The 25,962-nt window shown below is 65.6% G+C and carries 24 protein-coding genes, 1 pseudogene and 2 riboswitches; of the genes and pseudogenes, 15 read left to right on the forward strand and 10 right to left on the reverse strand.

All coding sequences use genetic code 11. The annotated features are described in order from the left end of the window. Window positions 1–295 (reverse strand): contractile injection system protein, VgrG/Pvc8 family (locus tag AC6LJY_RS23455; RefSeq protein ID WP_498135895.1); only part of this gene is annotated, 295 nt, incomplete at its 3' end. Window positions 296–876: 581 nt separating this feature from the next. On the opposite strand from AC6LJY_RS23455, the gene AC6LJY_RS23460 reads away from it, so the two are divergent. The 4 genes from AC6LJY_RS23460 to AC6LJY_RS23475 all read left to right on the forward strand — a co-directional run bounded on the left by AC6LJY_RS23460 (window position 877) and on the right by AC6LJY_RS23475 (window position 6,090). Further along, a complete protein-coding gene (locus AC6LJY_RS23460; RefSeq protein WP_498136872.1) occupies window positions 877–2,490 on the forward strand; it encodes a carboxylesterase family protein in 1,614 nt (537 codons plus the stop codon). A gap of 112 nt (window positions 2,491–2,602) precedes the next feature. Next, the gene (locus AC6LJY_RS23465) at window positions 2,603–3,577 is read left to right on the forward strand and encodes a Bug family tripartite tricarboxylate transporter substrate binding protein (RefSeq protein WP_498136873.1); all 975 of its coding nucleotides are present in this window, start codon (window positions 2,603–2,605) and stop codon (window positions 3,575–3,577) included. Window positions 3,578–3,747: 170 nt separating this feature from the next. Then, window positions 3,748–5,142, forward strand: a complete 1,395-nt coding sequence (locus tag AC6LJY_RS23470) for an amidohydrolase (RefSeq protein WP_314359712.1) — start codon at window positions 3,748–3,750, stop codon at window positions 5,140–5,142. Between the two features lie 144 nt (window positions 5,143–5,286). Next, entirely contained in the window at window positions 5,287–6,090 is an 804-nt protein-coding gene (locus AC6LJY_RS23475; RefSeq protein ID WP_314359713.1) for an aspartate dehydrogenase, read from the forward strand. A 3-nt stretch (window positions 6,091–6,093) separates the two neighbouring features. On the opposite strand, the gene AC6LJY_RS23480 is transcribed toward AC6LJY_RS23475, so the two are convergent. Together AC6LJY_RS23480 and AC6LJY_RS23485 are read right to left on the reverse strand one after the other, a co-directional pair. Beyond that, entirely contained in the window at window positions 6,094–7,941 is a 1,848-nt protein-coding gene (locus AC6LJY_RS23480; protein WP_046805358.1) for an ABC transporter ATP-binding protein/permease, read from the reverse strand. A 132-nt stretch (window positions 7,942–8,073) separates the two neighbouring features. Then, the gene (locus tag AC6LJY_RS23485) at window positions 8,074–8,961 is read right to left on the reverse strand and encodes a LysR family transcriptional regulator (RefSeq protein ID WP_046805359.1); all 888 of its coding nucleotides are present in this window, start codon (window positions 8,959–8,961) and stop codon (window positions 8,074–8,076) included. A gap of 116 nt (window positions 8,962–9,077) precedes the next feature. Between AC6LJY_RS23485 and AC6LJY_RS23490 the strand changes: the two genes are divergently transcribed. From AC6LJY_RS23490 to AC6LJY_RS23510, 5 genes are all read left to right on the forward strand, one after another. Continuing rightward, on the forward strand, window positions 9,078–10,037 hold the full coding sequence (locus AC6LJY_RS23490) for an amidohydrolase family protein (protein ID WP_498136874.1): 960 nt from the start codon (window positions 9,078–9,080) through the stop codon (window positions 10,035–10,037). Continuing rightward, window positions 10,034–11,023: a tripartite tricarboxylate transporter substrate binding protein gene (locus tag AC6LJY_RS23495; RefSeq protein WP_498136875.1), complete on the forward strand. Its 990-nt coding sequence runs from the start codon at window positions 10,034–10,036 to the stop codon at window positions 11,021–11,023. Before AC6LJY_RS23490 ends, AC6LJY_RS23495 begins: the two co-directional genes overlap by 4 nt. 278 nt (window positions 11,024–11,301) lie before the next feature. Beyond that, the gene (locus AC6LJY_RS23500) at window positions 11,302–11,682 is read left to right on the forward strand and encodes an RNA-binding S4 domain-containing protein (RefSeq protein ID WP_046805362.1); all 381 of its coding nucleotides are present in this window, start codon (window positions 11,302–11,304) and stop codon (window positions 11,680–11,682) included. After that, window positions 11,682–12,044 carry a translation initiation factor Sui1 gene (locus AC6LJY_RS23505; protein ID WP_046805363.1) on the forward strand — a complete coding sequence of 121 codons (363 nt, stop codon included), beginning with the start codon at window positions 11,682–11,684 and terminating at the stop codon, window positions 12,042–12,044. The genes AC6LJY_RS23500 and AC6LJY_RS23505 overlap by 1 nt, the downstream gene beginning before the upstream one ends. A 15-nt stretch (window positions 12,045–12,059) precedes the next feature. Then, window positions 12,060–12,413, forward strand: a complete 354-nt coding sequence (locus AC6LJY_RS23510) for a DOPA 4,5-dioxygenase family protein (protein ID WP_498136876.1) — start codon at window positions 12,060–12,062, stop codon at window positions 12,411–12,413. Between the two features lie 4 nt (window positions 12,414–12,417). Here AC6LJY_RS23510 and ppk2 read toward each other — a convergent pair whose 3' ends face one another. After that, window positions 12,418–13,704, reverse strand: coding sequence for a polyphosphate kinase 2 (ppk2, locus tag AC6LJY_RS23515; protein WP_498136877.1), 1,287 nt, complete (start codon window positions 13,702–13,704; stop codon window positions 12,418–12,420). Window positions 13,705–13,937: 233 nt separating this feature from the next. On the opposite strand from ppk2, the gene AC6LJY_RS23520 reads away from it, so the two are divergent. Further along, window positions 13,938–14,384 carry a hypothetical protein gene (locus AC6LJY_RS23520; protein WP_498136878.1) on the forward strand — a complete coding sequence of 149 codons (447 nt, stop codon included), beginning with the start codon at window positions 13,938–13,940 and terminating at the stop codon, window positions 14,382–14,384. A 173-nt stretch (window positions 14,385–14,557) separates the two neighbouring features. Next, window positions 14,558–15,328, forward strand: a complete 771-nt coding sequence (locus tag AC6LJY_RS23525; RefSeq protein WP_498136879.1) for a hypothetical protein — start codon at window positions 14,558–14,560, stop codon at window positions 15,326–15,328. A gap of 112 nt (window positions 15,329–15,440) precedes the next feature. Here AC6LJY_RS23525 and AC6LJY_RS23530 read toward each other — a convergent pair whose 3' ends face one another. From AC6LJY_RS23530 to AC6LJY_RS23545, 4 genes are all read right to left on the reverse strand, one after another. Continuing rightward, window positions 15,441–15,638: a hypothetical protein gene (locus tag AC6LJY_RS23530; protein WP_314359721.1), complete on the reverse strand. Its 198-nt coding sequence runs from the start codon at window positions 15,636–15,638 to the stop codon at window positions 15,441–15,443. A gap of 154 nt (window positions 15,639–15,792) precedes the next feature. After that, window positions 15,793–16,218, reverse strand: coding sequence for a CopD family protein (locus AC6LJY_RS23535; protein ID WP_498136880.1), 426 nt, complete (start codon window positions 16,216–16,218; stop codon window positions 15,793–15,795). Between the two features lie 292 nt (window positions 16,219–16,510). Beyond that, window positions 16,511–17,560, reverse strand: coding sequence for a DUF2242 domain-containing protein (locus tag AC6LJY_RS23540; RefSeq protein ID WP_498136881.1), 1,050 nt, complete (start codon window positions 17,558–17,560; stop codon window positions 16,511–16,513). A gap of 97 nt (window positions 17,561–17,657) precedes the next feature. Then, entirely contained in the window at window positions 17,658–19,043 is a 1,386-nt protein-coding gene (locus AC6LJY_RS23545) for a spinster family MFS transporter (protein WP_485857018.1), read from the reverse strand. A 103-nt stretch (window positions 19,044–19,146) separates the two neighbouring features. On the opposite strand from AC6LJY_RS23545, the gene AC6LJY_RS23550 reads away from it, so the two are divergent. From AC6LJY_RS23550 to AC6LJY_RS23560, 3 genes are all read left to right on the forward strand, one after another. Continuing rightward, window positions 19,147–20,130, forward strand: a complete 984-nt coding sequence (locus AC6LJY_RS23550) for an AraC-like ligand-binding domain-containing protein (protein ID WP_046805372.1) — start codon at window positions 19,147–19,149, stop codon at window positions 20,128–20,130. 169 nt (window positions 20,131–20,299) lie between these two features. After that, window positions 20,300–21,397, forward strand: a complete 1,098-nt coding sequence (locus AC6LJY_RS23555; protein WP_498136882.1) for an NAD/NADP octopine/nopaline dehydrogenase family protein — start codon at window positions 20,300–20,302, stop codon at window positions 21,395–21,397. Then, window positions 21,391–22,401 carry a 3-hydroxybutyryl-CoA dehydrogenase gene (locus tag AC6LJY_RS23560; protein ID WP_498136883.1) on the forward strand — a complete coding sequence of 337 codons (1,011 nt, stop codon included), beginning with the start codon at window positions 21,391–21,393 and terminating at the stop codon, window positions 22,399–22,401. Before AC6LJY_RS23555 ends, AC6LJY_RS23560 begins: the two co-directional genes overlap by 7 nt. A 152-nt stretch (window positions 22,402–22,553) precedes the next feature. Here AC6LJY_RS23560 and ampC read toward each other — a convergent pair. Continuing rightward, window positions 22,554–23,714, reverse strand: a pseudogene (gene ampC / locus AC6LJY_RS23565) (class C beta-lactamase); the annotation flags it as partial. A gap of 153 nt (window positions 23,715–23,867) precedes the next feature. Continuing rightward, a riboswitch (glycine riboswitch) is annotated at window positions 23,868–23,958 on the forward strand. Then, window positions 23,959–24,053, forward strand: a riboswitch (glycine riboswitch). It begins immediately after the preceding riboswitch. A gap of 39 nt (window positions 24,054–24,092) precedes the next feature. Between ampC and AC6LJY_RS23570 the strand changes: the two are divergent. Next, window positions 24,093–25,340 (forward strand): D-amino acid dehydrogenase, encoded by a 1,248-nt coding sequence (locus AC6LJY_RS23570; protein ID WP_498136884.1) that lies wholly within the window; start codon window positions 24,093–24,095, stop codon window positions 25,338–25,340. Here AC6LJY_RS23570 and AC6LJY_RS23575 read toward each other — a convergent pair. Continuing rightward, window positions 25,297–25,851, reverse strand: a complete 555-nt coding sequence (locus tag AC6LJY_RS23575) for a peptidoglycan DD-metalloendopeptidase family protein (protein WP_314359728.1) — start codon at window positions 25,849–25,851, stop codon at window positions 25,297–25,299. The genes AC6LJY_RS23570 and AC6LJY_RS23575 overlap by 44 nt on opposite strands. Window positions 25,852–25,962 lie beyond the last annotated feature (111 nt).

Below are 25,962 nucleotides of genomic sequence, written 5' to 3' on the forward strand. Positions count from 1 at the left end.
GCGACGGTTCGACCACGGCGCGGTAACGCGTGCGCCGAAAGCCGGTGTCGCCTTGCTCGAAGGCGGTGACGATGCCGTGCACGTGGCGCACGGGCACATCGCCCCGCCATAGCGTGAACAACGCTGTCTGATCCAGCAGCGCGCCAAAGTCGATGGCGGGGTCGAAGCTGGATAGTTCAAGGTCCAACCGATAGGTCTCGGACAGCGCCTCGTCCAGCGTGAATTCAATAACGTCGAACGCCACGCCACGGGCGGCGGGCACGAAGGTAAAACGCAGGTCGGATGAGTGGGCCATGGGGATCCTGGAATATGTCCCCACAGCTATGCAACATCCATGCCAACTTTCACGGCGTCCGGTTAAACCCAATGCTTTCAGCGACTTAGGATTTCGGGCGCAGTGCAAACGGCGAAGAAATGGACCTGCTTATCGCCAAACGCGCCGAAAGCCGTGAAAACACAGGTTTTCCTCGCTAAAACCGGCTTGTTCTGCAATAAATCAGGCCAGATCTGGCTCGAAGTTTTGCAAGTGCCTGATTCCTAAGGAGGTTCACTGGGCCAGAATTGGCCCGATCGGGTCAATTCTGGCCCGCGCGACGGTGGGCGGTCTTAGTCCGGCATGTCCTTTTACGCCGCTCTTTTACGCCGCTCTTTTACGCCGCTCTTTGACGCCGCCCTTTTACGCTGCCCTTTTACGCCGCCCTTTTACGCTGCCCTTTTACGCCGCCCTTGCCTCCCGGCTGGCCATGCGGGTTTCGCATGGCCTCGATCGAAACCGGCATGTCCGCCGCGCCGCTTTCGTCCCTACCATAGGCCTGCTATCCGACGCCAGCAGCTTGGCGCCATATGAACAGCAACCACGAAATGACAGGGGCAACGATGAATCAAACCGTCCACGCGACGCTGCCGGCAGGCACGCTGACCGGTGTGCAGGAACGCGGCGGCGTGTGCCGCTTCAGCGCCATTCCCTATGCGCGGCCGCCGGTGGGCAAGCTGCGTTTTGCGCCCCCTGAAGCCGCGACCTGGCAAGGGGATCTGGATGCCACGCAGCCCGGCCCCGTGGCGCCGCAACTGCCGTCGCGCCTGCGCGATGCCATGGGTGACTTCAACGCGCCGCAATCCGAAGACTGTCTGCATCTGACGGTATGGACGCCGGCCGCGGATAGCGCGCGTCGGCCGGTCGTGGTGTGGCTGCATGGCGGCGCCTGGCAAAGCGGCGGCGGCGCGCTGGACTGGTATGACGGGTCCGCCCTGGCCGCGCGTGGCGAGGTGGTGGTGGTGGCCGTCAACTACCGGCTGGCCGCGCTGGGCTGGCTGTACGTGCCGGGTCAGACCGCGAACGTGGGGCTGTTGGACCAAGAGGCCGCCATCGATTGGGTGTTTGACAACATCACGGGACTGGGCGGCGACCCCGAACGCGTCACGGTGATGGGACAGTCGGCCGGCGCGTCGTCGATCTGCGCAATGCTGGCGCGCAAGCCGCGCTTCTCGCGCGCTATCTTGCAAAGCGCCGCGCTGGGCCGGGGGTTTCGGTCGGCGGCACAGGCGCAGGCGTTGGGCCAGGCCTTTCTAGAGGCGGCCGGCGTCACGTCGCTGGACGCGGCGCGCGCGCTTCCCGTTTCCGCTTTGCTGGCCGCGCAGCAATCGCCTGCGGTCGCGGAAGTGCTGCGGGCCGAAGGAAGCAGCCGCAGCCAGTTCTGCCCGGTGTTGGACGGGCACGTGCTGCCCGAGGACATCGCGCCCGTGCTACAGCGGGCCGCGTCCCGCGCCGACGTGCTGGTGGCGTACACGCGCAATGAAATGGCGGCCTTTCCCGGGTACGTGGCGAATGCAACAAGGGCCGAAGCGCAGGCGACGACGGATAACCACGCCCGCGCCCACGTCGACTCCAGCCACGTCGGCAATGTCAGCCCCGGCCACGTCGACCCCAGCCACGTCGGCAACGTCAGCCCCGGCAACGTCGACCCCAACCACGTCGGCAACGTCAGCCCCGGCAACGTCGACCCCAACCACGTAGGCAACGTCAGCCCCGGCAACGTCGACCCCAACCACGTAGGCAACGTCAGCCCCGGCAACGTCGACCCCAACCACGTAGGCAACGTCAGCCCCGGCCACGTCGACCCCAGCCAGATCGACCACGTCAAGCCGGGCCACGTTGACCAGGTCGGCCCCGCCCTTGACGACCCCATCGGTGATCAAGTGTTCGGCGCACCGTCACGCGCGTGGGCGCGGGCGGCGGTCACGCAGGGCCGTCAAGCCTGGCTGGCGCGCTTCGACGTTGCTCCGACCACGCGCTTCAAGGCGTGCCACTGCATTGAACTGCCCTTCGTGTTCGACACGGTATCCGCGTTCGGCGACGCGCCGATGCTGGCCGGATTGGACGCGGCCCACGCGCAGCGCCTGACCGCGCAGACGCAGCAGACATGGATCGCGTTCATACGCGGCGACGCACCCGATTGGCCGATGGCGCCGCACCTGCACGTCTTTGCCTGAAGGCTGATGTCGGGCGCCGGATGCCACACGCCGGATGCCACATGCCAGACGCCACATGCCTGACCTTTGACGCCGAACATTCTGTACACACCTACAACACAAGGGGAATGCCATGATTAAGAACATTGCGCCGATGCGCACGTTGGCACTGATGCTAATGCTCGCGATGCTGACGCCGCTGGCCGCGCAGGCCGCCTATCCCGACAAGCCGGTCAAGATCATCGTGTCCAATCCGCCCGGCGGCCCGGTGGACGTGATGCTGCGCGTGCTGGCCAGCAAGCTGGGCGCGGCGTGGAACCAGCCCGTCGTCGTCGAGAACCGCCCTGGCGCGTCCGGCATCATCAGCACCGGCGCGCTGGTGAAGTCCGCGCCCGACGGCTATACGCTGGGCATGGTGGTGGCCTCGTCCGTGACCATCGTGCCCTTCGCTGTCGACAGCCTGCCCTTTGATACGCAAAAAGACTTGCAGCCGATTTCGCTGGTGGCGCGCACGCCATTCATCTTTATCGTGCCCAAGGACAGCCCGCTTAAGACCTGGGACGACTTCGTGCGCGAAAGCAAGACGCGCAGCCTGAGCGTGGGCTCGTTTTCCATCGGCACCGCGTTTCATCTGGTCTGGGAACAAACCGCGCGGCGCGCCGGCATCCGCGCGTTGTACGTGCCGTCGTCCTCGTCGGGTAAAACGCAGAACGATCTGATAGGCGGTCAATTGGACGTGGGCCTGGACGCGCCATCAAGTTCCAAGGGCTTGATCGATAGCGGCCGTTTGCGCGCGTTGGCAATCACCAGTCCGGAACGCTTTGGGGGCCTGCCCGACACGCCCACGTTGAAGGAGTCCGGCTTGAAGGATTACGCCCCGCAACCCTGGATCGGCTTGATGGCCCCCGCCGGCGTGCCGCAAGACCGCGTGGCGCTGATTCAGAAATCGGTGGCGGACATTCTGAAAGAACCGGCGATGCGCGCGCAGATGGAAACGTTGGGCATGATTCCAATCGGCAGCACGCCGGAAGAACTGGCGGCCACGATCAAGGCGGACCGAGCCGACATGGAGCCGCTGATCAAGGAGCTGGGCATCAAGCTGCAATAGAAAATGCGGCGGTCGAAAATTTGGATCGTCCAACCTTTCACTGCGGGAAATTCCACCTTTCGGAATCAAAACGGTCGGAATTTAAGCATCCGTAACAAACACGCCGGCCGTGTGGCGCTTGGGTAAGATCCTTGTCCAATAACAGGTTAACAACCACGAGGAGAACACCCATGCAGTCTCGCAACATGCGATTCCGGTTGGCGCCGCTGGCCCTGGCCGCCCATCTGCTGATGAGCGGCCCGGCAGCCGCGCAAAGCGCCCCCGGCACGCAAGGCCCGCTGGCCCCCGCCCCCAACGCCGCGCTGTCCGAACAGATCGACACCCGCGCCCGCGCCATCGAAGACAAGCTCATCGCGTGGCGCCGCGACATTCATCAGCACCCCGAACTCGGCAACCAGGAAACGCGCACGTCCAAGCTGGTGGCGGACCACCTGCGCGCGCTGGGCATGGATGTGAAGACCGGCGTGGCGGGCACGGGCGTGGTCGCCGTGCTCAAGGGGGGCAAGCCCGGCCCCGTGGTGGCGTTGCGCGCCGACATGGACGCGTTGCCCGTCAAGGAACAAGTCGACGTGCCCTTTGCGTCGAAAGCCAAGGGCACGTACCTGGGCAAGGAAGTGGACGTGATGCACGCCTGCGGGCACGACACCCACACGGCCATCCTGATGGCCACGGCCGAAGTGCTGGCCGGCATGAAAGACCAGCTGCCCGGCAGCGTGAAATTCATCTTCCAGCCCGCCGAGGAAAGCCCTGCCGACTTCGAACCGGACGGCAAGAAGATCTGGGGCGCCAAGATGATGGTGCAGGAAGGCGTGCTGGACAATCCCAAGGTGGACGCCATCTTCGGCCTGCACGTGTCCAGCGCATATCCGGCCGGCTGGTTGTCGTGGCGCAGCGGCCCGGCCATGGCCGCCGCCGACCAGTTCTGGATCGACGTCACCGGCAAGCAGACGCATGGCGCGCGCCCGTGGTCGGGCATCGACCCTATCGTCGTCAGCTCGCAGATCATTCTGGGTTTGCAGACCATTCCCAGCCGCCAGATCAACAGCATGCTGGAGCCGGCCGTCATCACGGTGGGCGCCATCCATGGCGGCAATCGCATGAACATCGTGCCGGACAGCGTGGCCATGACGGGCACCATCCGCACCTACGACGAGGGCATGAAGAAGGACATCCACCAACGCATCGCGCGTACCGCCGACATGATTGCGCAAAGCGCGGGCGCCAAGGCCGATGTGCGCGTGGTGGAACTCTACAACGCTACCGTCAACAACCCGGCGTTGACCGAGAAGATGGGCCCGACCTTGCGGCGCGTGGCAGGCGAAGGCAACTATGGCTTGCAGCCCAAGTCCACCGCGTCCGAGGACTTTTCGTTCTATCAAGAGAAGGTGCCGGGCATGTTCTTCTACCTGGGTGTCACGCCCAAGGGCACCGACGTGGACAAGGCCGCGCCCAACCATTCGCCGCGCTTTTACGTGGATGAATCCGGCCTGATCAACGGGGTGCGCGCGTTGTCGAACCTGACGGTGGATTACATGGCGCGCGCGCAACAACAATCCGGCAGCTGAGCCGGTAGCCTGCGGTCGCTACGCATTGACGCCCGCCCGGGCGCTGGATAAAGTGGCTGGCAACCTTGCGCCATCGGCATCGATGGCGTTCTTTTTTCTTGGCCCGGCTTGCGGTGCGCCGCAGCCCTACCTTCCGGATTCACCATGAACAGCTACCGCGTCGGCATCGCCGGCTTCGGCGCCATCGGCCAGGCCGTGGCGCAATCCCTGGATGCCGGGCTGCCCGGCCTGACCCTGTCCGCCGTCGCGGTGCGCGACCCCAAGGCCGCGCCCGACTTCGCCTGGACCCAGGCGGCCCCCAGGTTCACCACGCTGGACGCCCTGCACGAGCATTGCGACGTGGTCATTGAATGTGCGCCCGCCGCCGTGTTTCGCAGCATTGCCGAACCCGTGCTGCGTGCCGGCAAGAAGCTGGTGGTGCTCAGTTCCGGCGCGCTGCTGGCCAACGAAGACCTGATCGACGTGGCGCGCCAGCATCACGGGCAGATCCTGGTGCCGTCCGGCGCCATCCTGGGGCTGGACGCCATTACGGCAGCCGCCGAAGGCGTCATCCATTCCGTCACGATGATCACCCGCAAGCCGCCGCGCGGCCTGCTGGGCGCGCCTTACCTTACCGACAACAACATCAGCCTGGACGACGTCACCGAACCGCGCTTGATCTTCCGCGGCTCGCCGCGCGATGCCGCCACGGGCTTTCCGGCCAACCTGAATGTGGCGGTCAGCGTGTCGCTGGCGGGCATCGGGCCGGATCGCACCACGCTGGAAATCTGGGCCGACCCGTCGCTGGAACGCAACGTGCACCGCGTGGAAGTCGTGTCCGACTCGGCAAATTTTTCGATGGAAATCCAGAACATCCCTTCCGCCAATCCCAAGACCGGCCGCATCACCGCGCAAAGCGTCGTCGCCGCGTTGCGCAAGCTGACGGGGCCTTTGCGCGTGGGCACGTAAGCGTCACGCCGCCTCGCGCAGCGGCGCGCCCTGCGGCGGGCCATACGGGTCCATCGGCCCGATCGGTCCCATCGTCCAGCCGCCCGCGCCGTCCAGTTGCAGCCGGTGCGTGTGGAACGGGTCCAGCGTGCTGCGATGGCCCACGCTGACCAGCATGCAATCGGGCAAGGCGCTGCGCAGCAGGCTGTATAGCGAATGTTCCAGGCCTTCGTCGGTAGCCGATGTGGCTTCGTCCAGGAACACGATGGCCGGTCGATTGAACAGCACGCGGGCAAAGGCCACGCGCTGCTGCTCGCCAATCGACAAGATGCGTGACCAATCCGCAACCTCGTCCAGCCGTTGGCTCAAGTGGCCCAGGTTGACCTGATGCAGCGCCTGGGCCAGGCGCGCATCGTCTTGCGGCTGCGCGTGTCCGGGATACGCCACGGCACTGCGCAGATCGCCCAGCGGCAGATACGGCCGCTGCGACAGGAACAACGCCGACGCGCCTTCCGGCCGCCGCACCTGGCCCTGTGCATACGGCCACAAGCCCGCCAGCGCGCGCAGCAATGTCGTCTTGCCGCTGCCCGACGGCCCCTTGATCAGCAAGGTCTGGCCCGGCCGCAGGCGCAAGGTCAGCTCACGCAGCAAGGTGCTGCCGTCCGGCCGCCTGACCGTGACGCCATCAATGTCCAGGCCGTTGGGCAAGGGTTCGGTATGCACCGTCGGCAGCGCCCGCGCCGCTTCGTTGGCATCCAGGAAGCCGTTCAGCCGGTCCAGCGTGGCGCGGTACTGCGCAAAGGTGTCGTACGACGTGCGAAAGAACGACAGCGCGTCCTGCACCTGCCCAAAGGCCTGTGACGTTTGAATCACATCACCCAGCTTGATGGCGCCGCTGAAGAAACGTGGCGCCTGCAAGATAAACGGAAACACCACGGCCACCTGGCTGACCGACAAGTTGAACCCGTCGAACTTCAAGCCTCGGTACACGCGTGCCCACAGGTTGACGATGTAGGCGGAAAACCGCTGCAACAGGTTCCTGCTTTCTACGGCTTCGCCTTGATAGAACGCGACGTTCTCGGCGTTTTCGCGCAGCCGCACCAACGCATAGCGGAAATTGGCCGTCAATCGTTCAGACAGAAAATTCAGGCGGATCAGCGGGCGGCCGATCTTGAAGGCAAACCAGGTCGCGACGATTACGTACAAGAACACGACAAAGACCATCGCGCGCGGAATCTCCACGCCCGCCACCGTCAGCGGCCCGGACAGGCCCCACAAAATTCCCGTGAACGCCACCAGCGACACCATCGCGCTTAACGCGCCGATGGCCAGCGTGCGCGAGCCCGTCACGAACATGGCGATGTCTTGCTCGATGCGCTGGTCGGGGTTGTCGACCGGCTCTTCAACAAAGTGGCCTCGGTAGTACGCGCCCGCGCCCAGCCAGTCGCGCGTCAGCCGGTCGTTCAGCCAGACGCGCCAATGAATGTCGAAGGCCTGGCCGGCGTAGCTGTCCGCCAGCGAGCGCACCACGTGCACACAAGCCAATACCGAAAAGATGCCCAGGAAGCGCCAGAACGCGCTTTGGTCCAGCGCTTGCAGCGCGCTGTAGAAGCCGTTGTACCAAAACGAAAACAGCACCGTCATGCGCACGGCAGCCATCGCCAGCAGCAACAACAACGCCAGCATCAGCAGCGGCCGCCAACTGCGTCGAGGGGTCAGGTACGGCCATGCCAGGCGCCAAAACTTGCGCCCCCAATCCGTTGTGCGCGCCAACACGACGGACACGGCCACCAACACGACGGCCGTGATGCCAAACGCTTGCGCCAGCCAAATGGCGCTTTCCATCAACTGCTGCTGCCAGTTCAAATTCATTGGCGCACCCCATTCGAAACCGTTTGTGGTTAGACGGGGCGCGTGCGGCGGGTTCCGCGAAAACCGCCGCTTTAAGCGTCGCTTAAGCGTTCTGGCCAGGCAATTGAAGGCGGGTTGAAAGATTGGCGCAAATCAGCCTCTGCCCAGGTCCAGATTGGCGAAGACGTCGGCCAGCGTGGGCACGGATCGGGCGGGCCAGATGGCGCTCAGGTCGAAGCTGGGCAGCGCCTGTCCGTCGCGCACTTCGCAAAAGCGGACGCCGCCAAAGTTCATGGTGCGAATCCAGCTGGGCAAGAGTGCCACCCCGCACCCGCCCGCCACGCACGACAACACGGTCAGCGTGCGGTTGGCCTCTTGCGCGACCTGCACCGCATGCCCGCCCTTGCGCATCGCGTCCATGATGCCGGCATAGAACGCCGGCAATTGCGCTTGCGGATACATCACCAGACCGGCTTGTGCAATTTGCGCCATCGTCACTGTGCCATCGTCCGCCACGTCGAACTCGTCTGGCACCGCCGCCACCAGCCGGTCGCGCAACAGCTGGCGTTCACGCATGCGCCCGCCCACTGCGACCGGCGTATGCATCAGGCCGATATCGATTTCGCCGGTTTGTAGCGCATCGGCCTGTTCGGCGTTGCTCATCTCGCGCAGGATCACCCGCACGCCGGGCGCCTGCCGACGCATTTCGCGCAGCGCGCGCGGCAGGGTGTCGAATAGCGCGGAGGACACCAGCCCCACCGTCAACTGCCCCGCGCTGCCGCGCCCGATCTCGCGCGCGCGATGCGCCGCTGCGTCGATGCGGGCCACGCTGATACGCACGTCCTCCAGGATGGCCAGCGCGGCGGGCGTGGGCGCGGCGCCCTGTCGCGAGCGGTCGAAAAGGCGCACGCCCAGGTCTTTTTCCATGCGGCCAAGCGCCTGGCTCAGCGCCGGCTGCGCGATGCCCAGCCATTCCGATGCGCGGCTGACGCTGCCATGGTCCACCACCGCCAGAAAATAGCGCAGGTGTCGGGTTTCCATATTGATCCGATATATAAAAAGCGGTTTTAGCCAATAGAAAACTATACCCGCGCTGCCTAGAATCCGCCTCATAGAACAGCGCGCGGCCACGCCGGCGCACAAAACAGGAGACCGCGTTGCCCCCGTCCCCCCTCGGCGTTGCCGTCGATACCCATGCCCATGTTTTCCGGCAAGGGCTGGCGCTGGCGGACGCCCGGCGCCACACGCCCGATTACGACGCCACGCTGGAGCAATACCTGGCGCTGCTGGATGCCCATGGATTGCGCCACGGCGTACTGGTGCAGCCCAGCTTCCTGGGCACCGACAACAGCCACCTGGTGCACGCATTGCGCGCGGCCCCGCAGCGCCTGCGTGGTGTCGCCGTCGTGTCACCCGAGGTCACCGACGCGCAGTTGCAGGCACTGGCCGACGCCGGTGTCGTGGGGATGCGGCTGAACCTCATCGGCCTGCCCTCGCCCGACCTGCAAGCCGCCGACTGGCAGGCTTTGCTGGTCCGGGTCAACGCGCTGGCCTGGCATGTTGAAGTGCACATGCAAGCCGGCAGGCTGCGCGAGGTGTTGCCCGCGCTGCTGGGCGCGGGTTGCCGCGTGGTTGTCGATCACTTCGGTCGGCCTGACCCGGCGCTGGGCGTGTCGGACCCGGGCTTTGCCTACCTGCTGCAACAGGCCGAAAGCGGGCAGGTATGGGTGAAGCTGTCGGCGCCGTACCGGAATTGGCGGGTGGCGGATAGCACTGACCGCAGCGATGCCACCGCGCCCACCGCCCCTACCTTTCGCCCCGGCATCCCCGATTACGGCGTTGCCGGCCGTCAGGCTGCCCAGCTTTTGCTGCGCGCCTATACGGCCAAGCGTCTGATGTGGGGTAGCGACTGGCCACACACCGAACACCGCCACCTGGCGTCCTACCCGGCTGCGACGCAGTGGCTGGACGGGTGGATCGACGATCCCGCGCAGCGACGCATCGTGCTGGCGGACACGCCGATGCAGCTATTCAAAATCCAAGGCCAGAGCCAAGGCCAGACCCAAGGCCAGACCCAAAACCAAAACCAGGTCCAACTCCCAGGAGACAAATCATGACCCCCTTCATCAAACGTCTGGCGCGTAGCAGCGCCATGCTGGCCGCCGCCGGCCTGCTGGCGGGTGCAACCGCCACCGCGTCGGCCGCCTACCCCGAGCGCGCCGTCACGCTGGTGGTGACCTACCCGCCCGGCGGCACGGTGGACGTGGTGGCGCGGCTGATCGGCCCCAAGCTGGCCGCCGAACTTGGCCAACCCGTGGTCATCGAAAACCGTGGTGGCGCGGGCGGCATGATCGGCGGCGCGGTCGTCGCCAAGGCGCAGCCCGACGGCTACACGCTGATGCTGGACGCGTCCAACCACGCGCAGAATCCCGCGCTGCATTCCAAGATGCAGTTCGATACGCTGACCGCTTTTGCGCCCGTGTCGCTGCTGCTGCGCGTGCCCAACGTGCTGGTCGTCACGCCGTCGTACGAAGTGAAGTCCGTGGCCGACCTGATCAGGCTGGGCCAGCCCGGACAGAAAGAGCAGGTGTACTTTGCATCGGCCGGCCCGGGGTCGGCCCAGCACTTGGCCGGCGAACTGTTCAATCTGCTGGCCAAGACGCATTTGCAGCACGTGGCCTACAAGGGCGGCGGCCCGGCCATGATTGACGTGATGTCGGGCCAGGTGCCCGTGATGTTCGCCAGCATGGGCTCGGCCTGGCAGCACGTGAAAAACGGCAAGCTGCGCGCGGTGGCGGTCGGCGGGCTGGAGCGGTCCAAGACGGCACCCGACTTGCCCACCATCGCGGAATCCGGCGTGCCGGGCTACGAGACGTATGAATGGAACGCGGTGTTCGCCCCCGCCGGCACGCCGCCGGCCATCGTCGACAAGGTGTCGCAAGCGTTGGCCAAGGTGCTGCGCGACCCGGCGATTGCCGAGCAGCTTGCCGGCATTGGCGCGGAGCCCATTGGTTCGACGCCGGCCGAACTGGACACGTTCCGCCGCGCCGAAATCGCCAAGTGGCAGCGCGTGGTCAGCGAAGCAAATCTGAAGCTGGATTGATGGCGGGGCGGGCCATCTGGCCCGCCGCATCGCCGCATCGCTACATGGCTGCTCGCTACATTGCTGCATCGCTACATCGATACATCGCTACATCGCTGCACCGCTGCATTGCCACACCGCCACACGGCTGCACCGTTTCACCGCTACACCGCCACGCAGCAACACAGCAACGCACCCCAGCCCCCCAGCGCCCCATCTCCCAAGGGGCGCTTTTTTTTGCGCCGGCGTCCCGGCGCTATGATTGCGGCTTGGCTAGAACCCACGCAAAGAGCAGCAACATGGACAAGATTCGACTCGACAAATGGCTATGGGCCGCGCGCTTTTACAAGACGCGCAGCCTGGCCGTGCAAGAGATCGGCAAGGGTCGCGTCTTCGTGAACGACCAGGCCGCCAAACCGTCGCGCGAGGTCGCGCCCGGCGATCGCATCACGATCCGCAAGGAAGATCCGGCGCTACAGGTAAAGGTGGTTGCGGTCAGCGGGGTGCGCGGCCCCGCGCCCGTGGCGCGCCTGCTGTATGAGGAAACGCCGGACAGCATCGCCGCCCGCGAACGCGCGGCGGAAATGCGGCGGCTGGCACCCGAGCCCGCGCTGGGTATCGAAACCGGTCGGCCCACCAAGCGTGACCGCCGCCTGATCGACCTGATGCGGGGCAAGTGATGAAGCGCGCAACCACCGGCGGGCTGGTCTATTCCACCGAAAGCGGTCGCATGTGCCCGCAGTGCCGCCAGCCGCTGGCGCAATGCCAATGCCAGGCGGCAGCGCGCGGCGCACCGGCGGGCGACGGCGTTGCCCGCGTATCACGCGAGACCAAGGGCCGGGGCGGCAAAAGCGTGACCGTGGTGCGGGGCCTGGCCCTGGACCCGATGGCGCTTGCCGTGCTGGGCAAGCAATTGCGCACGGCCTGCGGGTCGGGCGGCACGGTCAAGGACGGGGTGATCGAAGTGCAGGGCGACCACTGCGCACGCATCATCGAAGTGCTGACTACCAGCGGCCATCGCGCCAAGCGCGCCGGCGGCTGAATCAATGAGACAACCATGAACGATCTGGCAGTAAGCGGCGTGACCAGCTGGCACGCCCATGTGTACTTCGACGCGGCCAGCCGCGATGCCGCGTTTGCGTTGCGAGAGCGCGTGGTGGCGCAATTCGACCGCAAGATGGAAATGGGGCGCTTCCATGAGCGCCCCGTCGGCCCGCATCCACAATGGAGCTATCAGATTGCCTTCGGCCCCGAGCAGTTGGCCGAGATCGCCACGTGGCTGACGTTGAACCACGGCGCGCTGGACGTTTTCATGCATCCGAACACAGGCGATTCGCTGCGCGACCACCGTGATTGCGCGGTGTGGATCGGCCATAGCCACACGTTGAACCTGGCCGCGCTGGGCGGCTGAACGCTTACAGCGCGCGGCCCACGATCAAGGGGTCCAGCGCCAGGCCGGGTTCGGCGCTTTTGCCTTCGTACGGCAGGCGGCTCAGCACGTAGCGCATGGCGTTCAGCCGCGCGCGCTTCTTGCAGTCCGACTTGACCACGATCCACGGCGCGTCCGCGGTATCGGTATGCGCGAACATTGCCTCTTTGGCGCGCGTGTAGTCGTCCCATTTGTCCAGCGACGCCAGATCCACGGGGCTTAATTTCCATTGCTTCAGCGGGTGCACCTTGCGTTGCAGGAAACGGCGGCGTTGCTCTTCCTGGCTGACCGAGAACCAGAATTTCACCAAGTGAATGCCGCTGGACACCAGGTGGCGTTCGAAGTCAGGCACCTGACGCAGGAAATCCAGGTATTCCTGCTGCGTGCAAAAGCCCATCACGCGCTCGACGCCCGCGCGGTTGTACCAGGACCGATCGAACATCACGATCTCGCCGGCGGTGGGCAGATGCTGCACGTAGCGCTGGAAATACCATTGGCCTTTTTCCGTGTCGGACGGTTTTTCCAGGGCCACCACGCGCGCGCCGCGCGGGTTCAAGTGTTCCATCATGCGTTTGATGGTGCCGCCCTTGCCCGCTGCATCGCGCCCTTCAAACAGAATCACCACGCGCTGGCCCGTGGCTTTGACCCAGGCTTGAAGCTTCAGCAGTTCGACCTGCAACTGGTATTTCTGCTTTTCATAATTGCGGCGCAGCATGCGGTTGCGATACGGATAGATGCCGTCGCGCCAGTCCGTCGCCAGCTCTTCGTCGGGGTTGCGGCGCACGGCCGGACCGTGCGCGTTTGCCTCCAGCAAGGCGCGATGCACGGCGCGTGCATCGTCGGGCGACAGCTCTTCAATGACGGACCGCAGCGCCTCGTGCGCTTGCGCTTGGGGCACCACGTTGTAGCGCCGCGCGATGTCAGCCAACACCGACACCGCTTCCTGGCGCGCGGCGTCTTCACGCGCCACGACTTTCTTGCGCGCCAGCAGGGTTTGCTCGGAGGGCTGCTTGGTGGCGGGGCCGGAGGTCGTCTTGGGGGTCGCCTTGGAAGTCGCCTGTGAAGCCGCCTGTGAAGTCGCTTTGGAAGTCGCTTTGGAAGTCGCCATGGAAGTCGCCTGGGAAGTCCCTTTAGAAGCCCTCTTCATCGCCGGGCCTGCCGCCGCCTTGGCGGTTCCGGCACTTCGCTGGGCGGCGGGCGACGGGGTGCCGCGCTTGCGCGGTGTCGCGGCAACGTCTTGCTTAGGGGCTGCTTGCGGTGTCTTGTCTGTCATCGATCCTGTCCTTGCTGCGCTGGTCGTCTGCCCCACGCCGGTCGCCCCGTCACGGGGCGCCCATTCGGGCAAGGCGCCACCCTACCCGCTTGTAGACGGCATGGAATTGACGAGAATCAAACGTTGTAACATTTATTACATGGCCGCGCCCCGCTACACTCTCGCAAATCCCGCCGCCCACACGGCCCGCTCGCCTTTCTCCGATTCCCGTTCCGTATCCCATCCCGATTCCCATGTGGTCAAGCATCAAGCGCTTTCTGTCCGGCCCGCCCCCCGTGGAAGACCCGTTCCGGCAGTCGGTCAGCTTTGACGACACCGGCTTCACCCGGCACTGCGAACTGGCGCGCGCAATCGGCCTGCAAGAGCACTGGGCCTGGGCTGACGTTCACGAATTCGGCTTTTCTTTTCGCCCGGCGATATACCCCGACCCCTGGTCCGGCGACTACATGGAAAGCCTTTGGTATCTATGGGTACGCTGCGACGACGGCGACATGATGCGGGTGTTCCTGGACGAGCGCCTGCTTGACGCCAAGCACTTGCCGCCCGCCCTGCTCCGCAACCTGCCGGGGCTGGACATGGGCGTGCTGCATGAGGGGCTGGCTACCGCCGCGCGCGGCGACCGCTACTTTGAAGGCGAAGGCGAATGGGCGGCGTGGCGGCGCAATGCCGCCGCGTCATAGCGCCCGGCGGGCGGCTTCGGCACGGTACTTGCGGTAGCTGCGGTACTCCGTTACGACTGCCGGCGCGCGTTGACGCGTGCCGGCCCGCTCACTACATTCATGCCCTATGACCCCAATCTTGGTGCGCCATGACTCCGCAGGAAGACACCCTTACGCTTTCCAGGCGCTTGCGCGTGCGTCGTGACGGCCGGCGCTTACTGGCGGGGGCCGCGCTGATTCTGCTGGCGCTGGGCTTGGCCGTGGGCTGGAACCGGATGGGCGAGCGCGCGGAGGAAAAAGTCGCCACCGCTGAAATCCGCAAGGTGGCCGACACCCTGAACCAGATGGTGACGGGCGGCGACGGCGTGCCGGACAACCTGCCGTCCATCGACCCCACTCCCAAGGCGAAAGGCTTTTACGGGGAATTGGAACGCGCGATCAAGACGGTGGCCGGCGAACGCGTTGCGCAGCACAAGGCCTATCTGAATGAACTGAAAGACATCGGCATGCCCCGGCTGCTGGACGCGCATCGGCTGGCGCTGGACACCGGGCTGGTGGAAAGCCGCATGATTCTTGAGCTTGCCGAGCGGCTGGTGCCGAAGTACCGCGATCAGAGCATGCAGGTGCTGAAAGACATGCCTGAACTGATCCGGTCCCTGGCCATCCGCGAACCCGAAAAGCAGAAAATGATGGCGACGCTGACGTCTACGCTGGCGCGGCGCAGCGACAGCCTGGGCAAGGTCTGGTTGTTAGAAACGCGCATCCTGCAAGAGTTTGGGCAGATGATCACGCTGCTGGACGACAACCGTCAGTATTGGTACGCGGATCACGACGAACTGATGTTCGAACGCGACGATGATCTGAAACGCTTTTACGCGCACATGGCGGCCATCAACTCCATGGCGACCGAACAGGAAAAGCTGGGCAAGCAGCAGCTGGCTAATTTGTTCTCGGCGCTACCGTAGCGTTGCCGTTGATTTCCCGTGGTGTTGTGCCTCGGTGTTGCCGTGGTGTTGCCGTGGTGTTGCTGCGGTGTTGCCGTAGCGCTGCCCGGCGCCGCCGCCCCGCAGCCGCCCTTCAGTGGCGGGAACGTGGGCGCGGGCGCTCGTTGTTGAAAGCGCTGGGGTCCGCCGGAAAATCAGGCCCATGAAACATCGAAGCGGCGTCCAGCGCGGCGCTAAGCAGCGCCTGGAACCAGCCGCGATGGCCGGGCCGGCGTGGCGACGCGTTGCCGCCTTCCCGGCGCGCGTCGGTCTGGACAGTGCGGGTGGTCATGATTGAATCGCCTTCGCGGTCTTGCGCGGATACGTCCGTGCAAAGCAAAGCACGCGCGGACAGGACAGACGATTCTAGGCAGCCGACCGCCGCCCGCAAACGACGACTTGGTTGAATCCTTATTACAAGCTTGGGGCGATATTGGCCGCGCGCGTCAGAACGGCTTGACCAGCACCAATGTCACGATGACGCCGCAGGCAATGACGGTGAACGGCGCGTAGAAGTCCACCATCGGCGGGCGTTTCAGCGTGCCGTTGGCCATGCGACGCAGCGACGCGCTTTGGATGCCAAGCAGCGCCGACAGCGTCAAGGCAAACCCCGCCTTGACCCAGATCCAGTTCATGGCGAACCAGCCGAACGTCATCGCCAGATGCAGGCCGATCAGCCAGGACACGACCATCGCGGGCGTCGTCACCCACAAGGTCCAACGACGCAGCGCGCCAAGCATCTTGCGTTCCTTGGGCGCTTCATCGCCCTCTTGCGGCGCCGACGACAGCAGGAACAGCGAGACAAACAGCGAGCCCCCAAGCCAGGCCACCACGGCGGCCACGTGGGCCATTTTCAGCAGTTGATAAGTCATGGCGGGCATTATCGCCGGATGCGGCGGCGGGTAGTAGTCGGCTGCGGCGACCGGTCGGTCGCGCGGGATGACATGCCGGATGACATGCCGGATGACGTGCCGGATGACGTGCCGGATGACTGGCCGGATGACTGGCCGGATGACATGCCGGCGAGCAGCCCGGATGACGTGCCGGAGGACAGGCCAGATGACATGTCGGATGGCACGCCGGATGACATGCCGCAGGGCAGGCCAGATGACATGCCCGAGGGCACGACCGAGTGCACGCCGGGTCCGGCGTGCGCGGCAGGGGTCAGTTGCCGGTGGCGGACGCGGATGCTGCGGGGCTGGCAGTGGCGCCGCTGACGGTAGATGAGACGCCCGCCGTGGTACCGGTGATCGCAGCCGTGGCCGGCCCCCCGGCGCCGGTCGCAGCGCCGGTCGCAGCGCCGGTCGTAGCAGCGGACGGGCTGACCGCCGACGGAGTCGAAATCGACGCGCCCGGCCCCGGCAACGCCGGAGACGTGGCGGGCGTGGCGGGCGGGGTGCCGGTTTGGGTATTGCCCGGCGTCGATGACGGCGCGGCGTGCGGCGCGTCCGCGGCGGGCTTTTGCGTGGTCGTGTCAGTGGCCTTGTCGGTGGCCTTGTCACCGGCCTTATCACTGCCCTTGTCGCTGCCGGCGCCTGGCCCCGACGGCCCGTTCGCCGCAGCGGGATTCAGAGTGTCGGCGGGCGCGTCCGGGGACACGACGGGATCGGCGGGCGGTGCCGGCGGCTTGGCTTGGGACGCGCGGGCGCGCGGGCTTGGCGGTACGTGCGGGGCGGCGGCGGCTTCCGCGTCGGGCAGGAAGCGCTGCAACAGCTGGAAAAAGCCTTCGTAGAATTTCGGACGCGACACCGTCTGGCTAGCCGTTTTGACCAGCGAGTCGTCGCTGGAGCCGAACGGCATCGACACCTGGCCCAGCACGCTGACGCCCACGCTGGCCGAGCTGGAAGTGCGCTTGATCGAATAGCGGTCTTGCACCGCGTTGGCAAACACCGTGGCGCGCTGGTTGGCGCTGCCGTCCGAGGCGCAGTCGATATTGAAATTGATCTGCGTGTGCAGCCCGTCTTCGCCCTGGAAGTTCTTGTGCCCGGACACGCGGGCCGCGTCGAAGCGGTCGATGTTGTAGCCCTGGCTCAGCAAGGCGCGGCGGCCCGCATCGCAAGCGGTGGTGCTGGCCGTGGGGAAGGTGCGCGAGAACACGTCGTTCTGTGCGAAGTCTTCCCGTTCGTAGGCCGGCTTGGGTGAACTGCATCCCGCAAGGATCGCCGTCAGGCAGACAAACAGGGCAACGGGCAGACGACGGGTAACGCAAGGCATGAGGGGGGTCCGGCTTTAGGCGTAAAGCGGGCATTATCGGCCAGGAAGGGGGCGGCTGGCGAATCCCGCTTGCCCGGCGTGATCCCTTGAAACAGTTTTAACGGGGCCGGGGCGACAGCACAGTTCCGACCCCGTTTTCCGCGCGCCCTTCCTCTTGCCCCAGGCTGCGCCGATAGCTGGCGCAACCCGCCGCCAGCAGCAACACGCACAGCACCGTGGCCACGCCAATCAGCAGCGATAAGGACTGCCCGACCGCCGCCGGATTCTTGAACAGACGATCGGTCAACAAAGCCACCGCCGTCGTCCCCAGCCCCAGGCCGATCAAATTGGAGATCAACAGGAACAGCGCCGACACCTGCGCGCGGATCTGGTTGGGCGGCAATATCTGCATGGCCGCCGTGGACGTCGGCATGGGAAAGGACGCAAAGAACATCGCGGGCAGCAACAGCCCCACCGACACCGCCAAGCTGTCCACCTGCGTGAACGCCACGGCGGGCAGCGCCATGCCGACCGCCCCGATCACGCCCGCCCGCAGCGGCGCATCGCGATAGCCGCGCTTGGCCAGCGCGTCCATCAGCCAGCCGCCGCAAAAAACGCCCGCCGTATTGGCCACCAGCACCACCACACCCAGCATGTACCCCACATCCACCGGCGACATGCCGAACTTGCGCATGTAGAAGGCGGGCGTCCAGCCCAACAAGGCAAACAGCACCATGGCATAGAACGAAAAGCCCAGGTAGTGGCAAAAGAACGTGCGGCGATGGCGGCCCAGGAAACGGAACGTGTCGCCCACCGTGGGCTTGTGCGCGTGGCCGTCTGCGCTACGGCGCAAGCCCAGGCGCTGCGGATCGCGCACCGTCAGCAGGATAAGCAGCGCCACCAGCAGGCCCGGCAGGCCCACGATGAAAAACGTGACCTGCCACGGCCGCATTGCGCCGACCCACGGCACCACCACGCTGTCCACGCTTTTAAGCAGGTTGATGACATAGCCGCCGATCAAAAACGCCATGCCGCCACCAATGAACGAGCCGATCGAATAGATGCCGACGGCGCGGCCCAGCTTGTCGCGCGGAAACATATCGCTAAGCATGGAATACGTGGCGGGTGACAAGGCGGCCTCGCCCACGCCCACCCCGATGCGCGCCAGGAACATGTGCGCAAAGCTGCGCGACAGGCCACAGGCGGCAGTGGCCAGGCTCCAGAAGGCCACGCCGATGGCAATGATTTTCGGGCGCGAATAGCGGTCGGCCAACAAGGCGATGGGGATGCCCATGACGGCGTAGAACAGCGAGAACGCCAAGCCGTGCAGCAGGCTGAACTGCGTGTCGGACAGTTGCAGATCGTGCTTGATGGGTTCGATCATCAGCGCCAGGATCTGTCTGTCGACGAAGGAAAATATGTACGCTAGCATGCATATCACGACGACGTACCACTCGTAGGCGTAGCTTCGTTTCGTCAGTGGCGGCAGCGTCGCGTCAGTCATGTTTTTCCCTTGTTTTCCTTAGTCTTGTCCATCGTTTGTAGGTCTTTGCGCAGCGGGACTCTATACGCCGCGCGCAACGACTATTCCCACCGCGCAGGAAAGCATGTTCAACGACACCTATCCGCTGAACCGCCATTGCTTGCTGGACTCGGGCAACGCCGCCGAGGTCAAGGACCAGGTCAGCCAGCACCTCTGGTCGCACCGCATGTGCGTGGCTCAGGGCAAACCCTTGCAATCGCGGCTGTATGGCGTGTTCTTCGGCAACGCGGCGCTATTTGACCTGCACTACGGCGCCGAAGTCGAAATCGACGCGGGCGACATCTCCAGCTACTACCTGATCCGCATCACGCTGCAAGGCTCGGGCCTGGTCACGCTGGGCAAGCGCAGTGCGTCCATGCAAGCGGGCAGCCTCACCATTTCGTCGCCGTCCGAACCCAGCGTGATCAGCATCGGCCGCGACTGCCGCAACCTGATCCTGCGTGTCGAGCGGCAAGCGCTGGAACATCAATTGCAACGCCTGCTGGACCGCCCCATCAAGCACGCGCTGGTGTTCGACCTGGAAGCGCCGCCCGATTCCCCCGGCCTTGCCGCCGTGCGCGAAACACTGGACTACCTATGCCGCCTTTATCAGCACCCCGCCATTGACGGCGTCACGCAGACGCTTGCGGCCGGCTTTTCCGACTACCTGCTGGCGCTGCTGCTGACCCAACTGCCGCACAACTATTCCGACGCGTTGCGCGCCGACCACCGCCAGCCCCTGCCTCAGCATGTGCGCGCCGCGCGCGACTACATCGAAAGCCATGTCGACGAAGCGATTTCATTGGCGGACCTGGCGGCGCACTGCGGCGTGTCGGTGCGAACGCTGCAAAACGGCTTCACGCAGTTTCTCAAGCAAAGCCCCAGCGACTACGTGCGCAACCACCGCCTGGCCCTGGTGCACGCCGCGCTGGAACAGGCGCGCGGCGGCGACAGCGTGACCGATATCCTGCTGCGCCACGGCGTCAGCAGCTTCGGCCATTTCGCCACGCATTACCGCAAGCGCTACGGCTGCCTGCCGTCGGACACGCTGCGTCGGCCTCGCCCTTAACGCGCCGTCACACTCCCCAGCAGCCACTGGTGTCCCCTGCCCGCGCGGCCGCGACACGCTGCCTGCGCTGCCCAAATCCCTTGCCGGATCGGAACGGCGCTTGCGCGTTTGGCGCAGCCCAGGCGCCACGCCGCCGCTAGGATCAAGCCTTCAAAGAAGGAGCTTGATCATGCGAATCAGCGTAATTGGCGGCGGCCACGGCTGCTACGCGGCCGCGGCCGAACTTGCCGAAAACGGACACGAGGTGTGCTGGTGGCGCCGCGACGACGCCGCGTTCGACGGTTTGCGACAGGCTGGCGCGCTGACTGTCACCGACTATCGCGGCACGCGCCAGGTTCCGTTGGGCCAGGGTCCCGGCCACCTGGCGCTGCAAGGCTCGCTGAAGGCCGCGCTGACTGACGCGCGGGTGGTCGTCATCCCCCTGCCCTCGACCACGCACGATGCGCTGGCGCCCATGCTGGCCCCGCTGTTGCAGGACGGGCAGGTGGTGTTCCTGCCGCCCGGCACCTTTGGCAGCTACCTGTTTGCGCGCGCGCAGCGGGACGCCGGCAATCCCGCCCGCGTGGCCTTTGCCGAGACGGGCACCCTGCCCTACCTGGCGCGCAAACACGGCAACACGGTCGTCATCAGCGGCTACGCCACGCGCTTGCCCACCGGCGTGTTCCCCAGCCGGCTGACCGACGACGCGCTGGCGTTGCTGGGCCAGGTCTACCCCAGCATCGAGCCCATCGAAGACGGATTGGCGGGCGCCTTGATGAACGCCGGCCCCATCATCCATCCGCCGCTCATCATGATGAACGCGGGCCCCCTGGAGCATTTCGATAAGTGGGACATCCACAACGAAGGCACCCAGCCATCAATCCGCCGCGTTACCGACGCGCTGGACGCCGAACGCATCGCCATCCGCGAGGCGCTGGGCTATGCCGCGCCGCACTTTCCGCTGGCCGACCACTACGCCACGGAAGGCGATGAATGGATGTACGGCCGTGGCGCGCACGGCAAGCTGACCGACAGTGGCGACTGGCGTGAAGCCATCGACCTGCACACGCACCGCTACATGCTTGAGGACACGCGGCTGGGCCTGTCCTTGCTGGTGTCCACGGGGCGCTGGGCGGGCGTGCCGACGCCGGTGGCGCAAGGCTTGCTAAGCATTGCCGGCGCCATCACCGGCCGCGATCTTTACGCCGAGGGCCGCACGCTGGAAAGTCTCGGCCTGGACCGCCTGTCGCGCGCCGGCATGGCTGAATTGCTGAAACAAGGATGCTGACCATGGAAGACAGAATCTGCGTGATCGGCGCCGGGCGCATGGGGGAAGGCATCACGCTGTCGTACATCCACGCGGGACGCGCCGTGACACTGGTCGACATCAAGCCCAGGACTCAGGCGGAACAAGCCGATCACCACGCGCGCGTGCTGGCGAACCTGCGGCGCGAATTGGGCACGCTAAGCCGGCTTGGCCTGCTGGATGACCAGCAGGCCGACACCGCCATGCAGCGCGTGCGCCTGTGCGGCCGCGACGACGCCGTGGCCGACCTGCAACGCGCGCGCATCATCTTCGAAGCCGTGCCGGAACGCCTGGACGCCAAGCGCGACACCTTCGCCTGGCTGGGCCGCGTGTGCGCGCCGGACACCGTGATTGCGTCAACCACGTCCACGTTCCTGGTGACCGAGCTGGCCGAATTGATGCCAGGCCCCGAGCGTTTTTTGAACGCGCACTGGCTCAACCCCGCCTATCTGATTCCGCTAGTCGAAGTCAGCGCCGGGCCGCGCACCGCCGACGCCGCCCTGCAAGCGTTGCTGGCCGTGCTGCGCCAAACCGGCAAGACGCCCGTGCAATGCGCGCCCACGGCGGGCTACATCGTGCCACGCATCCAGGCCCTGGCCATGAACGAGGCCGCGCGCATGGTCGAGGAAGGCGTGGCCAGCGCCGAAGATATCGACACCGCCGTGCGCCTGGGATTCGGCTTGCGGTTTTCGGTGCTGGGCCTGTTGGAGTTCATCGACTGGGGCGGCGGCGACATCCTGTACTACGCATCGCGCTACCTTGAAGCCCAGATCGGCCCACGCTTTGCATCGCCCGACGTCATCGCCAAAAACATGGAGCAAGGCCGCAACGGCTTGCGCGATGGCAAGGGCTTCTACGACTACGCCGACCTGGATGTGGACGCCTACAAGATGCAGCGCCTGGGACAGCTGTGCAAAAGGCTGGAGGTCATGGGGCTATTGCCGCGTTTTGATGGAGCCCACACGGCGGCGGGCACGGAAGCTTGACGGCTGACAGGGGCCGGCGACGGCCTTCCGCCTGCCACTGTCTTCTGCCTGTTTCAGTTCGCTTGCGCGCGGGCTTCGGATTGCGTTTCCGGGGCCGATCCCGAATCCGTTCCCGTTCCCGTATCCGTTCTTGCTTCCGCCGCCGTTTCCCCTTCAAGAATGCGATACGCCAGCCGCACGCGGGCGTCGTTCGGAATGTTCCGATTCGCCAGGATCACCACGCCGATTTTCCTGGCCGGCACAAACGCCACGTAGGCGCCAAAGCCGTTGGTGGAACCCGTCTTGTTGATCCACACATCGGCACGCGGGGGCTGCGGCGGGGTCAGGGCCTTGGCCGGGTGGCTCTGGCTGTTCAACGTGCCGGCATTGGCCGCCAACAGCGCCTTGAGCGTCACCGGATACGCCAGTTGTTCCCAGGCCAGGTCCTGCGTCATTCCACCCACGTCGTAGTAGCCCACATGCGTATCGGCCAAGGCCTTGGATAGCACGGCGTCGTTGACGACGGCCTTGGCGACCTTCGCATCGCGGGCGGCCTTGGCGCCGAATTCCGCGGGCGCTGACGCCACGCCCATGTTCGCGTCCACGAAGCGGATCAGGTCGCTGGCGCTGGTCTTGACGCCGTAGGCTTCGTCGGCCAGCACGCCCGGGTTCACACGCACCGGCGCGTTCTGTTTGTTGTAGCCCTGCGCGTAGTCGCCCATCTTGGCGGCGGGCACGTGGATATAGGTGTTGGTCAGGCCCAGTTTGGGCAACAGCGTCTTCTCCATGGCCTGCGCATAGGGCTGGCCCAGGCTCTTGGCCGCCACCACGCCCAGCATGCCAATGCTGGGGTTGGCATACGTGCGGTAGGTGCCCGGTGCGTAGCGCGGCGTCCACGCCGACAGGTAGGCCATCAGTTGGGCATCGTCGCGCACCGTGTCCGGCACTTGCAGCGGGAAGCCGCCGCCCGTGTGCGTGCCCAGGTGGATCAGGGTCAGCTTGCCAAATTCCGTGCCTTGCAAGGCAGGCACGAAGCGCGCCGGGCTGTCGGTCAGCGACAGCTTGCCCAGCGCCTGGGCGTAGGTCGCCAGCGTCGCGGTAAAGGTCTTGCTGATCGAGCCCAGCTCAAACAGCGTGTCGCGGCTGACGGGCGCGTGCGTTTGCAGCGAGGCCACGCCATAGCTGCGAAATTCATGCCGCCCTTCGCGCGTGACGGCGATGGCCAGGCCCGCCACGTCGTACTCGCGCATTACCGCATGCACGGCGTCGTCGATGCCGGCGCCGGGGGCCACCGGCTCGGCCGACGCCAACGAAACCAGGGCGCCGCTGGCCATCACGGCCAGCGTTTGCAAAACAGTGCGTCGCGCGGCGCGAAAACTCATTCCTATCGTCCTATTCGGTTCACGCCGGCCCAACGGCGCACGCGACATAGTACTAACCCTGAAGCAAATGCGACATGAACTTAGCTATTCTCTACCCCGTCGATTCAAAACCGCGCAGAAGAGACCGGCCCTGGCGGCCGGCGCCGACGGAGCAACCGCCCCGGAAACTCTCAGGCAACAGGACTGCGCGCGTATAGACAATCTGGAGAGAGGCGCCGTGCGCGCCCACCGAAGGGGAACCCGCCGCCCGCGCGGGTGAAACTCTCAGGTACCAAAGACAGATGGGGTGCCGCGTCCACATTGGTCGCGGCCACCCTGTCTGGAGCCACCATGCCCCGCATCGCCATCATTGGCGCCGGTATCACCGGCGTCACGTCCGCCTATGCCCTGTCGAACCTGGGATACGCGGTCACCGTCTACGACCGCCAACGCTATCCCGCCATGGAAACGTCCTATGCCAACGGCGGCCAGCTATCCGCCAGCAACGCCGAAGTCTGGAACAGCACGGCCACGATCATCAAAGGGCTACGCTGGATGCTGCGCAAAAACGCGCCGCTGTTGCTGAACCCCCGCTTCAGCTGGCACAAGTATTCGTGGCTGGCGCAGTTCATGGCGCAAATTCCCAACTACCGCGACAACACCATCGCCACCACGCGCATGGCCATCGAAGCGCGCCGGCATCTGTTCGACATGGCCGAGGCGGAAGGCATCGACTTCGACCTGGAGCGCCGGGGCATCCTGCACATCTACCACGACGCCAACAGCTTCAAGGCCGCGCATCGCTCCAACGCGCTGCTGCAAGCCGGCGGCCTGGACCGCTACGCAGTCACCGCCGACGAAGCGCGCGCCATCGAACCCGCCATGCAAACCGGATGCCACGGCGGTTTCTACACACCATCGGACGCCACCGGCGACATCCACAAGTTCACGCGCGGTCTGGCCCAGGCATGCGAACGCCGTGGCGTCACGTTCGTGCACGATGCCGACATCGACAACATCCAACGCCACGACCGCCCTTACGTGCTGGACATCCGCCGCGACGGCGGCACCCAGCGCGAACGGCACGAAGCGGACGCCATCGTCGTATGCGCGGGCGCGGCCAGCAGAAAGTTCGCCCGCCTGCTGGGAGATTCCATCAACATCTATCCGGTCAAGGGCTATTCGATCAGCGTGCACCTGGACGACGCCGACAGCCAGGGCGCCGCGCCCCGCGTCAGCCTGCTGGACGAAGCCGCGAAGATCGTCACCAGCCGCCTGGGCGACCGCTTTCGCGTGGCGGGTACGGCGGAATTCAACGGCTTCAACATGGACATTCGTGCCGAACGCGTGCAGCCGCTGATCGACTGGACGCGTAAACACTTCCCCAACATCAACACCACGCGCGTCGTGCCGTGGTGCGGCCTGCGCCCCATGACCCCCAACATGATGCCGCGCGTGGGGCCGGGCAAACGCCCGGGCGTGTTCTACAACACGGGGCACGGACACCTGGGGTGGACGTTGTCAGCCGCGACGGCGCAGGTGCTTGCGCAAAGCGTCAGGGCGGCGTTGCCGGCGTCACCAACAGCGTATAGGGGTTGATCGCGCCGCCGTCGTAGATGCCGTAATGCAAATGCGGCGGCGTGCCTCGCGCGTTGCCGGTGTTGCCGACGTAGCCCAGCACGTCTCCGGGGGCCACCAGCTGCCCCCGTTCAATATCGGCGTAGCCATCCAGGTGCGCGTAGTAATGGCGCTGGCGTCCGGGCCCGAGCACCCACACGACCTGGCCGCCCAGGTTGTTCGTGCCAACCTGCATGACCACGCCTTCCGTGGTGGACAGCACAGGCGTGCCGCGCGCGGCAAAGATGTCGATGCCTTCGTGTTGGCGGCCGCCGGACCGGGCCGCGCCCCAAGTGTCGGTCAAGCGTCTGGCGGACACGCCCTGTACCGGTACGGGCAAGGATGACGGGGCTTGTTGCCAGGCCAGCCGCGCCATATGCCACGGTGCGCGTGCGGCGTCGGGCAGGCGGGGCCACGCCCACGCAGCAAGCCAGACAAATAAGCCCAGGATGACGAGGCGCCAGAGGAAGCGCAATACAGGATTAACGGTCATGCAAGGTTCGACGGCGGGCTGGCCGAGGGGTTCCCGAGGGGGTTCCCGAGGGGTTCCCGAGGGGTTTCCGAGGGGTTTCCGAGTGGTTTCCGAGTGGGTGCCCGAGTGGCT

The sequence above is a fragment of the Achromobacter sp. RT286_PF genome, assembly GCF_059760425.1.

Coding starts and splice junctions, on each gene's coding strand:
- AC6LJY_RS23460 (WP_498136872.1), top strand. CDS start 877: ATGAATCAAACCGTCCACGCGACGCTGCCGGCAGGCACGCTGACCGGT.
- AC6LJY_RS23465 (WP_498136873.1), top strand. CDS start 2,603: ATGATTAAGAACATTGCGCCGATGCGCACGTTGGCACTGATGCTAATG.
- AC6LJY_RS23470 (WP_314359712.1), top strand. CDS start 3,748: ATGCAGTCTCGCAACATGCGATTCCGGTTGGCGCCGCTGGCCCTGGCC.
- AC6LJY_RS23475 (WP_314359713.1), top strand. CDS start 5,287: ATGAACAGCTACCGCGTCGGCATCGCCGGCTTCGGCGCCATCGGCCAG.
- AC6LJY_RS23480 (WP_046805358.1), bottom strand. CDS start 7,941: ATGAATTTGAACTGGCAGCAGCAGTTGATGGAAAGCGCCATTTGGCTG.
- AC6LJY_RS23485 (WP_046805359.1), bottom strand. CDS start 8,961: ATGGAAACCCGACACCTGCGCTATTTTCTGGCGGTGGTGGACCATGGC.
- AC6LJY_RS23495 (WP_498136875.1), top strand. CDS start 10,034: ATGACCCCCTTCATCAAACGTCTGGCGCGTAGCAGCGCCATGCTGGCC.
- AC6LJY_RS23500 (WP_046805362.1), top strand. CDS start 11,302: ATGGACAAGATTCGACTCGACAAATGGCTATGGGCCGCGCGCTTTTAC.
- AC6LJY_RS23505 (WP_046805363.1), top strand. CDS start 11,682: ATGAAGCGCGCAACCACCGGCGGGCTGGTCTATTCCACCGAAAGCGGT.
- AC6LJY_RS23510 (WP_498136876.1), top strand. CDS start 12,060: ATGAACGATCTGGCAGTAAGCGGCGTGACCAGCTGGCACGCCCATGTG.
- ppk2 (WP_498136877.1), bottom strand. CDS start 13,704: ATGACAGACAAGACACCGCAAGCAGCCCCTAAGCAAGACGTTGCCGCG.
- AC6LJY_RS23520 (WP_498136878.1), top strand. CDS start 13,938: ATGTGGTCAAGCATCAAGCGCTTTCTGTCCGGCCCGCCCCCCGTGGAA.
- AC6LJY_RS23530 (WP_314359721.1), bottom strand. CDS start 15,638: ATGACCACCCGCACTGTCCAGACCGACGCGCGCCGGGAAGGCGGCAAC.
- AC6LJY_RS23535 (WP_498136880.1), bottom strand. CDS start 16,218: ATGACTTATCAACTGCTGAAAATGGCCCACGTGGCCGCCGTGGTGGCC.
- AC6LJY_RS23540 (WP_498136881.1), bottom strand. CDS start 17,560: ATGCCTTGCGTTACCCGTCGTCTGCCCGTTGCCCTGTTTGTCTGCCTG.
- AC6LJY_RS23545 (WP_485857018.1), bottom strand. CDS start 19,043: ATGACTGACGCGACGCTGCCGCCACTGACGAAACGAAGCTACGCCTAC.
- AC6LJY_RS23550 (WP_046805372.1), top strand. CDS start 19,147: ATGTTCAACGACACCTATCCGCTGAACCGCCATTGCTTGCTGGACTCG.
- AC6LJY_RS23555 (WP_498136882.1), top strand. CDS start 20,300: ATGCGAATCAGCGTAATTGGCGGCGGCCACGGCTGCTACGCGGCCGCG.
- AC6LJY_RS23560 (WP_498136883.1), top strand. CDS start 21,391: ATGCTGACCATGGAAGACAGAATCTGCGTGATCGGCGCCGGGCGCATG.
- AC6LJY_RS23570 (WP_498136884.1), top strand. CDS start 24,093: ATGCCCCGCATCGCCATCATTGGCGCCGGTATCACCGGCGTCACGTCC.
- AC6LJY_RS23575 (WP_314359728.1), bottom strand. CDS start 25,851: ATGACCGTTAATCCTGTATTGCGCTTCCTCTGGCGCCTCGTCATCCTG.